We start from the raw sequence: 10,395 nt of genomic DNA on the forward strand, positions 1-10,395 counted from the left end.
CGGCTGCTGACCTGCGACGATGTCGATCCGCTTCGACAGACCGTCAGGCTTGGCGAGCGACCGCATCCGGTCCCGATGGACCCGGCGAGCTGGACGATCGTGCAGCGCTGTTTGGCCCAGCGCGCCTCCTGGCGCACCGCCAATCCGCACGTCATCGTCACCAAAGGGACCAAGGCCGGACGGTCACCCGCATCGGTCGCCTATCTGAGTCATGTGCTCGACGATTGCGGGTTCGGCCCGCGGATGATCCGCTGCACTCGCCTTATCGATCTGGTCAACACCATGGATCCGAAGCTCGTCGCCGCGGCATTCGGCATGACCGCCGAGGCCGCCATGATCTACCTGGCAGACTTCGTCGACCCCACCCGACTGCCGAACCCGTGAAACTTCGGCGCGACTACGCACAGATTCGCGCGAACATGTGCGCTTTGGAGAACGACTCGTTCGACGCGATCGCGACGGAATTTTTCTCCTCCCGTTCGGTCAAAACCTGGAAGAGCAGCTCAGCGCCTCGCTTGTCGAGTTCCATGTAACCGAGCTCGTCCAGCAAAAGTAGATCCACTCGCCCGTAACGGGCGATCGTGCGAGCGAGTTGTTTCTCGTCGGCGGCTTCGACGAGCTCGTTGACCAACCGGGTCGCGAGGACGTATTTGACGCGGTAACCGTGCTCGGCGGCCGCAGCCCCGAGCCCGATGAGGAGATGCGATTTCCCGGTTCCGGAGTCCCCGATCAAACACAGGGGTTGGCCTTTGCGGATCCAGTCGCCGGTGGCGAGGGTTCCAATGGTCGCGGGATTGATATTGGGGTTGGCATCGAAATCGAAGTCTGCCAACCACTTTTCGCGAGGAAACCCCGCTCCCTTGATTCGCCGCACCACACTTCTGCGGTCACGGTCGTCGCATTCGGAAAGCAGCAACTCCGCCAGAAATCCGTAGTACGAAAGCTGGTCCTTGCGGGCGGCAGTGGCGGCGTCCTCGACGACGGCACGGATGGTGGGAAGTCGTAGTCGGCGGCACGCTTGATCGACCGCGGCGGTGGCGGCCTCCTCGGTCAAACCTCGGCGGCGCAACGTGGTGGAAACCGTGACGGATTGACGAACCATTCTCGGGCCTTCTTTCACTCGGCTCGGGCAGCGGGCTGGGCGGGATTGCGGCGTTCAGGTAGTCGCAGGAGTTGGTCGTAGTGATCGACCGTCGGCGCAGGCCGAGAATCGGCCGGCAGACCAGCGATGACCGCTGCCGGATCGGCGAGACGACGTTGGGTCAAGCTGACAACGCGTTGCTCCCGGCCGCTGCGACGAGCAACGAGACACCGCGGTGGCTCGCCGACAGCCCGGCGCTCACCGTCACCGCTTCCGGCGCCGGACAGGGGCCCGCGCCCGCCCACGACCTGCTCGCGGGGCGCCCCGGTGTCCGAACTGCCGCCCGGCGGCTGCGTCGTGCTCCGTATCGCCTGAACCCTGCCGACCTATCGGAAAGGCAACCATGACCAGCGCACCGCAGATCCTCCGATGGGGACACCGGGCCCTGGAGGTCGAGATCGGCGTCGCCGAGGACGGCATCGCTCGCCTCACGCGGATCGGCCGCCCCGACGGCACACCTCCCGAGCGGCGCACCTGGCCTCCGCTGCCCCTGGTGGAGGTGACGGCCGCGGGCCACGGCCGGGCCTGGTCGGGCGGGCGCCTCATCGACACCTCCCTCGGCGCGCGTCTGCGGTACCGCGGGCACCGAGTGACGCGCGACGGCGAGTGGCACGTGCTCACGGTCCGGCTTCACGACCCCGAGACCGGTCTCGCCGCCGAGGTCACCTACCGCTCACCGGACGGCGTGCCCGTGCTGCGCGCCGAAGTGGCCCTGCGCAACGACGGGGAGACCACCCTCCACCTGGAGTCGGTCTCCTCCCTCGTCGTGGGCGCTCTCGCCGACGGGCCGGAGGCCATCGAGGCGGCGGACCTGCTGTGGGCCGAGAACGACTGGGTCGCCGAATGCCGGTGGCAGCGACGGCCGATGCGGGTGTCCTCACCGGTCCTGGGCGACCGCGTCGTCTACGACAACGGCAAGGGCGAGTTCACGCGGACCGGGCGGGGCGTGTGGTCCAGCTGCGGCCGACTGCCCATGGGCGGCCTGACCGACCGGGGCACGGGCCGTACCTGGCTGTGGCAGATCGAGCACAACGGCGGCGGCTGGCACTGGGCGTGCGGCGAACGCGACACGCTGGCCTACCTGGCCTTGTTCGGCCCGAACGACACCCACCACGGTTGGCGGCATCCGCTGGAGCCCGGCGCGGAGTTCGCCACCGTACCGGTCGCCCTCGCCTGCAGCGACGACGGCGGCCCGGACGAGGCGTTCGCCGCGCTCACCCGCTACCGGCGCGTCATCCGCCGCCCGCACCAGGACCACCAGAGGCTCCCCGTCATCTTCAACGACTACATGAACTGCCTGATGGGCGACCCCACCACGGAGAAGCTGCTGCCGCTGATCGACGCGGCGGCCGAGGCGGGTGCCGAGTACTTCGTCATCGACGCCGGCTGGTACGACGGCGAGAACGGCGGCTGGTGGGACAGCGTGGGCGCCTGGGAGCCTGCCGCCTCGCGCTTCCCGGGGGAACGCGGGATCCACGAAGTGCTGGACCGCGTCCGGGAGCGTGGCATGGTGCCCGGTCTGTGGCTGGAGCCGGAGGTGATCGGCGTCCGCAGCCCCATGGCCAAGTCTCTCCCGGGCGAGGCGTTCTTCCGCCGGGACGGTGTCCGCGTCACGGAGACCGGCCGGCACCACCTCGACCTGCGCCACCCCGCCGCCCGCGCCCACCTGGACCAGGTCGTGGACCGACTGGTCGGCGAGTGGGGCGTCGGCTACCTCAAACTCGACCACAACATCGACCCGGGCTCCGGTACCAGTGCCCACCCCGGGGAAACGCCGGGCGCAGGCCTGCTCGGTCACAACCGGGCGCACCTCGACTGGCTCGACGGCATCCTGGACCGCTTTCCGCGGCTGGTGGTGGAGAACTGCTCGTCCGGCGGCATGCGCTGGGACTACGCGCTGCTGTCCCGGCTGCAACTGCAGTCCACCAGTGATCAGCAGAATCTCCAGCTGTACGCGCCCATCGCCGCCTCCGCCCCCACTGCGGTCACCCCCGAGCAGGGCGCCGTCTGGGCCTACCCGCTGCCGCAGGACTCCTTGGACGAGGTGGCCTTCACCATGGCCAACGCCCTCCTCGGCCGCATCCACCTGTCGGGTCTGCTGCCGGATCTGCGGCCCGAGGCCCTCGCCCTGGTGCACGAGGCCATCGCCGTGTACAAGGCCATTCGCCATGATCTGGCCCGGGCCGTTCCCGCCTGGCCGCTCGGGTTGCCGGCCTGGGAGGACCCGTGGCTCGCCCTGGCCCTGCGCACCCCCGACACCACGTACCTCACCGTGTGGCGCCGCCCCGGAGCCCAGGCCACCACGCGTCTAGCCCTGCCGCACCTGCACGGCTCCGCGGCTCGCCTCGAGGTGCTCTACCCCACCGCGAGCCAGGCCGACGCCCACTGGGATCCCGGCACCGGCGACCTCACGCTGACGCTGCCCACGACTCCCTCCGCAGTACTGCTCCGCCTCGACAGCACCTCGACCAACCGCTGAACAGAAGGATTGACCGAGTGTCAGAAAAGCAGCTCCCCCAGACCGTCGTGGCCAACCCCGTCATCCCCGGCCTCCATCCGGACCCCAGCGTGTGCCGTGTGGGCGACGACTACTACCTGGTGTGCTCCAGCTTCGAGTACTTCCCCGGCATCCCCGTCTTCCACAGTCGCGACCTGGTGCACTGGACACAGATCGGCAACGCCCTGGACCGGCCCAGCCAGCTCCGCCTGACCACGGACACGGCGTCCTCCGGCGGCATCTACGCCCCCACGCTGCGCCACCACGACGGCCGTTTCTGGCTGATCGTCACCAACGTGGCCAAGGGTGAGGGGAACCTGCTGTTCTCCGCCACCGATCCGGCCGGGCCCTGGTCCGAGCCGGTGCGGCTGTCGGGGATCGGGGGCATCGACCCGGACCTCGCCTGGGACGAGGACGGCACCTGCTGGTGCACGACCGCCGGGGTCTCGCAGGTGCGCATCGACCCGTCCACCGGAGAGACGCTCGGCGAGCCGCAACCGCTCTGGTCCGGCGGCGTCGACGCGATGGCCCCGGAAGCACCGCACCTGTACCGCATCGGCGCGTACTGGTACCTGCTCATCGCCGAGGGCGGCACCGAGCGCGGTCACGCCGTCTCGATCGCCCGCGGGACGTCTCCCTCCGGCCCGTTCGAGCCGTGCCCGCACAACCCGTTCCTGACCCACCGCGGCACCAACCGACCTGTTCAGAACACCGGACACGCGGATCTGGTCCAGGCGCCCGACGGCTCGTGGTGGATGGTGCTGCTCGCCGTCCGGCCTCGGGGCGGCACACCGGGCTGGCACGTGCTGGGCCGTGAGACGTTCCTGGCGCCGGTGGAGTGGGTGGACGGATGGCCGGTCGTCGGCGAGGTGCCGTCCGAACTGCCCGCACCGGCCTGGCCGCTCGTCCCCGTGCCCGCCGAGCCCGTCCGTGACGACTTCGACCTCAGTGAGCTGCGGCCGCAGTGGATCTCCGTGCGGGACCGTCTCGTGGAGCACTGCACCACCAAGGAACGCGCCGGCTGGCTGACTCTGCGCGCCCGCGGCGCCTCGCTCGACGAACGGGACGTCGTGTTCGTCGGCCGCCGCCAGCAGCACCTGACGTGCCAGGCGCGAACCCGCGTCGACGCGTCGGAGGGCCGCGGCGGCCTCGCGGTCCGCCTGGACGAGGAGCACCACTACGAGATCGAGGCGTCCGGAGGTGAGGTGCGGATGCTCGCCCGGGTGGGGCCCCTGCGCACCGTCGTGGCGTCACGGTCCGTGCCCGCCGGGCCCGTGGTCCTCGGCCTGCGCGTCTCCCCCACCTCGCCGCGGGACGCCCGCACCGGGCCGGACACCCTCACGTTCGGCGTCGGGGAGCCGGACGGCACGTTCACCGAACTCGGCGTCCTCGACGGCCGCTATCTGTCGACCGAGGTGGCCGGCGGCTTCACCGGCCGGGTCATCGGCCTGTACGCCGCGGCCGGCACGGTCCACTTCGACTGGCTCGACTACGAGCCGCTCGGCTCCTGATCGGGCGCCGAAGCGCCGCCGGAACCCCTCTTCCTCGACCGCCTGAACGCACCATCCCCCCACGGGCGGGCTCCGCCCGGCTGACAGAGAAGGGTCAGACATGAAGAGACCGCACCACCTCACCGACCGCCGCAGTCGCGGCCCCGGCCGTGTGCTCGGCCTCCTGCTGGCGCTGGTCACCATGATCGGGGTGACCAGCACCGCGGCCTTCGCCGCACCCGGCCATCAGGGCTCGCTCCCGATACGGCTCCCGAAGCTCGCCGCCACGCCGATGGAGACGGTGGCCGCGATGCAGCCCAGCTGGAACCTGGGCAACACCCTGGACGCCATTCCCGACGAGACGTCCTGGGGCAACCCGAAGGCCACCAAGGCCGTGTTCGACACCATCAAAGCGCAGGGCTTCCGCAGCGTGCGCATTCCCGTCACCTGGACCGACCACCAGTCCTCCACGGCCCCCTACACGATCGACGCGACGTGGATGAACCGCGTCAAGGAAGTCGTCGACATGGCCCTGGCCGACGGTCTGTACGTCGTGATCAACGTGCATCACGACTCGTGGCAGTGGATCGCCGACATGCCCACCGACCATGACGGCGTCCTGGCCCGCTTCAAGGCCAGCTGGACCCAGATCGCCGCCAAGTTCAGAAACTCCCCGCAGAGCCTGCTGTTCGAGAGCAACAACGAGCCGCAGTTCAACAACACCACCGACGCCCAGGGCATCCAGTACAACAGCGAGCTGAACACCGCGTTCCACACCGTGGTACGCCAGTCCGGGGGCAACAACGCGACACGGCTGCTCGTCCTGCCCACCCTGCACACCAATTCCGGCCAGGCCTTCCTGGACGCCCTGGCCGGCGAGATGAAGGCGCTGAACGACAAGAATCTCGTGGCCACCGTGCACTACTACGGCTACTACCCGTTCAGCGTGAACGTCGCCGGCGGCACCACGTTCGACGCCACCTCGCAGCAGGACATGCGCGACAACTTCTCCAGGATCCGGGCCACCCTCACTTCCAAGGGCATCCCCGTCTACCTCGGTGAGTACGGCCTGCTGCAGTTCCCCGACTCCAACCACCCCTCCCGCATCGAGCGGGGCGAGGCGCTGAAGTTCTACGAGCAGCTCGGCTACAACGCCCGCACCGCCGGTGTGACCACGGCCCTGTGGGACGCGGGAAGCTGGAACTACCTGAACCGCACCACCCTGCAGTGGTCCGACCCCGCGCTGTTCGCCGCGATCAAGTCCAGCTGGACCACCCGCTCGGGAACCGCGTCCTCGGACCGGATCTACCTGGCGAAGTCGAGCGCCATCCCGGCCAGGACGCTCACGCTGAACCCGAACGGCACCACCTTCCGGGGCCTCTGGCAGGGCAACACCCCACTCGTCCGGGGCCGGGACTACACCGTTTCCGGCAACCAGCTGACCCTCACGGCCTCCGCGCTCACCAGACTGGCCGGCAACCGCGGCTACGGGATCAACGCGACGATCCAGGCCCGTTTCTCCGCCGGCGTCCCCTGGAACATCTACGTGACCACGTACGACAGGCCGGTGCTCTCGGGCGCGACCGGCAACACCTCCGACGGGCTCAGCATCCCGACCCAGTTCCGCGGTGACCAGCTGGCGACCATGGAGTCCAAGTACGCCGACGGCAGCACCGCCGGCAACACCTCCTGGACCACGTACCAGGAGTTCAACGGCGCCTTCTCCCCCAACTACTCCGGCAACGCCCTCACCCTGACCCCCGACTACCTCAACGCCCTGCGTGACGGTGAGCAGGCCACGCTCACCTTCCACTTCTGGAGCGGAGCCACCGTGACGTACCGCGTGACCAAGAACGGAGGCTCGGTGACGGGAACCGTCGCCTGACAGTTCCTCGCCTCGCCCCGGGTGCCGTCCTGGCGCCCGGGGTTCTCCCCCTCCTCCGCTCAGCTCTTGGGCGGGGCCGTGCTCTCCCGGATCGTGAGCGTGGTCGCGATCTCCAGTCCGACCTGGGGGACGTCCTCGCCACGGCCCAATGCCAGCGCCAGTTCGGTGGCGGCCACGGCCATGTCGGCGAGGGGCTGGTGGACCGTGGTCAGGGGCGGGTCGACCCAGGCCACGGCCGGTACGTCGTCGAAGCCCACCACGCTCAGATCCTCCGGGATGCTCAGTCCCAGCTCGCGCGCCGCCTGGTAGACGCCGAGAGCCTGCATGTCGTTGGCGGTGAAGACGGCGGTGGGGCGATCGCTCCGGGCGAGCAGTTCGCGGGCCGCGGTGTAGCCGTCCTCGCGGGTGAGCAGGGTCTTGACCATCAGGTTGGGATCCATCGGCAGACCGGCTTCGGCGAGTGCCGAGACGTAGCCGGAGGACCGCGCCAGACAGAAAGGATGATCAGGTCCGGTGATCATGGCGATGCGCCGGTGCCCCAGATCGATCAGGTGCCGGGTCGCGGCCTGGCCGCCCCTCCAGTTGGTGGCACCGACGAACGGCACGTCGTCGGGGAGTTCCCCGTTCGGGTCGAACACCACGAACGGGATGCCCTTCGTCTTCAGCTGGTCCCGCTCGTGCTCCGACAGCCACGCCACCGACAGGACGCATTGCGGGCGCCGCCCCACGGTCTCGTCGATGGTCCTGGCCGGTGTGTCGTAAAGACCGAACTCCGAGACCAGGACACCGACCTTGTTCCTGCGGGCCGCCCGTTCGACCCCCCGGATGATCTCCACGGCCCACATGCTCTCCAGCTCGCGGAACACGAGCTCCACGAGGTTGCTGCGGTTCTTCGGCGGCTTGCGGTAGCCGTAGCGCTGGATCAGTTCCTCGATGCGGGCCCGGGTCTCGTCCGACACGCCGGACCGGCCGTTGAGCACCTTCGACACGGTGGGGACGGAGACGCCGGCGGACTCGGCGATGTACGCGATGGTGACGGCCGCCGGCCCTCCACCGCCCGTGCTCTGTTCTTCCGTCTCTTTCGTGGAAGGCGCTTCTGATCGGTTGTCCGGCACGTTGCCTTTCCCATCCCTCGCCCAGTGAGGCCGTCATTCCGGCACCCCCCGAGCGACCCCGGGGGTCACGAAAGCATACCTGCGCTTTCGTAAGCGGCAGGTGCCGCGGAACACACCGCTACGACTCGTCTGACCAGGCACAAAGCCGATCACGCCCCTTCTCGCAGGACACCTTCGACACCCCGGCCGCCCGCGATACTTTCGCAACGCGTAAAAAGGAGCGTTATGCCCCCGCGCTACTTCGAGGCGCTCTCCCCCGGCCACGGCAGGACGAGCCCACGATCCGCCTTCTCCTCGAGCGCCCCGAGGATCGACCTGAACGGACCCTGGGCCTTCCGGTTCTCACGTCGGGGACCACGCGTTCGACGGGCCGCGGCTGTCCCTGTGGCGGGCGCCGACCGACAACGACCGCGCCTGGGCCCAGCGCGACGCCATGTACTGGGAGGCACGGGGCCTCCAGCGGCTGCGCCATCGGACGGTGTCCGCCGACCCGGACGCGGAGGGTCTGACCGTCGTGGTGCGCAGTGCCGCCTCCGCTTCGGACTGCGGTTACCTCACCACGTACCACTGGGAGACGGACGGGCGGCGTCTGCGGGTGCGCGTCCACACCGAGCCGGTCGGCCACTGGCCCGAGAGGGACGACCGATTCCGGGAGTCGATGGTGGAAGTGGACCTGCCGCCGGAGCAGTACGCGGAACTCGTCCGCCGGAACAAGGCGCCTTCCCTCGCCCGCATCGGCCTGCACTGGGAACTGCCCGGGGATTGGTCGCGGGTCACCTGGTTCGGTGCGGGGCCGGGTGAGGCCTACCCCGACTCCCGGCAGGCGGCCCGGGTCGGCCGCTTCCGGGCGAGCGTCGACGAGCTGCAGACGCCGTACGTGCGCCCGCAGGACAACGGCAACCGGGCCGATGTGCGCTGGGCCGAGATCGTCGACGAGAAGGGCGCCGGCCTGCGCGTCGAGGGAGCCGAGCTGTTCAACCTGGCGGCCCGCGGGTGGAGCGACCGGCACCTGGCGGAAGCCCGGCATCAGACCGACCTGACCGCCGGGCCGACGGTTCACCTGCACACTGACCACGTCGTGCAGGGCCTCGGTTCCGGCGCTGTCGGGCCGGGTGTGCTGCCCGGGTACCGCCTCGAAGTCGGGCCCGCCGACTTCACGTTCGTGCTGACCGCGCTGCCGGCCGAGTGAGGGACGGCCGGCTCCCCGGCGTCCGTGAACGCGAGGAGCCGGCCACCCCCTCAGAAACGCATGTGGTGCACGGTGGCGCGCACCGCCGTGAACTCGGCGAGGACGAAGCCTCCCTCCAGCACGGTCCACCGCGTCTCGACAGCGTTGCAACGGTCGTCGGTGACAGCCTGGAACGGTTCGGACGCGGGCACCCGGACGCGGTACTCGCCGGGTCGCGGGAGATGCAGGCGGGCGTGCGAGAGACGGCCGTGCTGCCAGTCGAGGTCGACGGTGACGCCACCGCGGGCCCGCAGTCCGCGGACGGTGCCGCTGGGCCAGGCGTCCGGCAGCGCGGGCAGCAGCCGGAGTTCATCGGTGTGGCTCTGCAGCAGCATCTCGGCGACGGCTGCCGTGGCTCCGAAGTTGCCGTCGATCTGGAAGAGCTGCGGTGGGTGCAGGTCGAGGAGGTTGTCGGAGGTGGAGTCGGCCAGGAGCCCGCGCAGGCTGCGGTGGGCGAGGGCGCCGTCGCCCAGGCGGGCAGCGAGCGCGACCACCCAGGCAAGGCTCCAGCCGGTACCCCCACCTCCGTGCGCCAGCCTGAGGTCGAGGGCTGCCCGGGCCGCGTCGAACAGCTCCGGGGTGCGCTCCGCGTCGATCCGGTCACCGGGGTACAGGCCGTAGAGGTGGGAGAGGTGCCGGTGGCCCGGATCCTCGGGCACGGCGTCGTGACGCCACTCGGCGAGGGGCTGTCCGGGACGGTACGGCAGTGGGGGCAGCCGTCGCCGGGCGCTGTCGAGGGCGTCGGCGAGCGGATCGGCGAGGCCCAGCTCCTCGATCACGGTGAGGCAGTTGCCGAACAGCTCCTCGACGAGCCACAGATCCATGGTGACGGCGGCGGTGGTCGCGACGAGCGCCGGCCCGCCCGGTGTCTCCACCTGGAAGCGGTGCTCGGGCGAGGTGGAGGGGCAGGTGACCAGGTGACCGTCCGCGTCCTCGACGAGGAAGTCCAGCAGGAAGACGGCGGCCTCGCGCATCACCGGCCAGGCCCGGTCGGCGAGGAAGGCGCGGTCCCCGGTGAAGCGGTAGTGCGCCCACAGGT

5 protein-coding genes and 4 pseudogenes are annotated in these 10,395 nt (G+C 70.0%); 5 read left to right on the top strand and 4 right to left on the bottom strand.

What is annotated here, in order from left to right:
- Positions 1–384: pseudogene (locus ABT116_RS34425) on the top strand (integrase); the annotation flags it as partial.
- A 16-nt stretch (positions 385–400) separates the two neighbouring features.
- Here the strand turns inward: ABT116_RS34425 and istB are convergent.
- Together istB and ABT116_RS50985 are read right to left on the bottom strand one after the other, a co-directional pair.
- A pseudogene (gene istB, locus ABT116_RS34430) lies at positions 401–1,102 on the bottom strand (IS21-like element helper ATPase IstB); the annotation flags it as partial.
- A gap of 14 nt (positions 1,103–1,116) precedes the next feature.
- Positions 1,117–1,365: pseudogene (locus ABT116_RS50985) on the bottom strand (hypothetical protein); the annotation flags it as partial.
- A gap of 119 nt (positions 1,366–1,484) precedes the next feature.
- On the opposite strand from ABT116_RS50985, the gene ABT116_RS34435 reads away from it, so the two are divergent.
- The 3 genes from ABT116_RS34435 to ABT116_RS34445 all read left to right on the top strand — a co-directional run bounded on the left by ABT116_RS34435 (position 1,485) and on the right by ABT116_RS34445 (position 7,013).
- Positions 1,485–3,620 carry an alpha-galactosidase gene (locus tag ABT116_RS34435; protein ID WP_351642013.1) on the top strand — a complete coding sequence of 712 codons (2,136 nt, stop codon included), beginning with the start codon at positions 1,485–1,487 and terminating at the stop codon, positions 3,618–3,620.
- Between the two features lie 17 nt (positions 3,621–3,637).
- A complete protein-coding gene (locus tag ABT116_RS34440) occupies positions 3,638–5,149 on the top strand; it encodes a glycoside hydrolase family 43 protein (RefSeq protein WP_351642017.1) in 1,512 nt (503 codons plus the stop codon).
- Positions 5,150–5,249: 100 nt separating this feature from the next.
- Positions 5,250–7,013, top strand: a complete 1,764-nt coding sequence (locus tag ABT116_RS34445; protein ID WP_351642021.1) for a cellulase family glycosylhydrolase — start codon at positions 5,250–5,252, stop codon at positions 7,011–7,013.
- 59 nt (positions 7,014–7,072) lie between these two features.
- Here the strand turns inward: ABT116_RS34445 and ABT116_RS34450 are convergent, their stop codons facing one another.
- On the bottom strand, positions 7,073–8,128 hold the full coding sequence (locus tag ABT116_RS34450; RefSeq protein WP_502983986.1) for a LacI family DNA-binding transcriptional regulator: 1,056 nt from the start codon (positions 8,126–8,128) through the stop codon (positions 7,073–7,075).
- A 373-nt stretch (positions 8,129–8,501) separates the two neighbouring features.
- Between ABT116_RS34450 and ABT116_RS34455 the strand changes: the two are divergent.
- A pseudogene (locus tag ABT116_RS34455) lies at positions 8,502–9,317 on the top strand (beta-galactosidase small subunit); the annotation flags it as partial.
- A 50-nt stretch (positions 9,318–9,367) separates the two neighbouring features.
- On the opposite strand, the gene ABT116_RS34460 reads toward ABT116_RS34455, so the two are convergent.
- Positions 9,368–10,395 (bottom strand): glycosyl hydrolase family 95 catalytic domain-containing protein (locus tag ABT116_RS34460; RefSeq protein ID WP_351642026.1); only part of this gene is annotated, 1,028 nt, incomplete at its 5' end.

It is taken from the genome of Streptomyces sp. NPDC002130, from assembly GCF_040296465.1.
Lineage (GTDB): Bacteria > Actinomycetota > Actinomycetes > Streptomycetales > Streptomycetaceae > Streptomyces.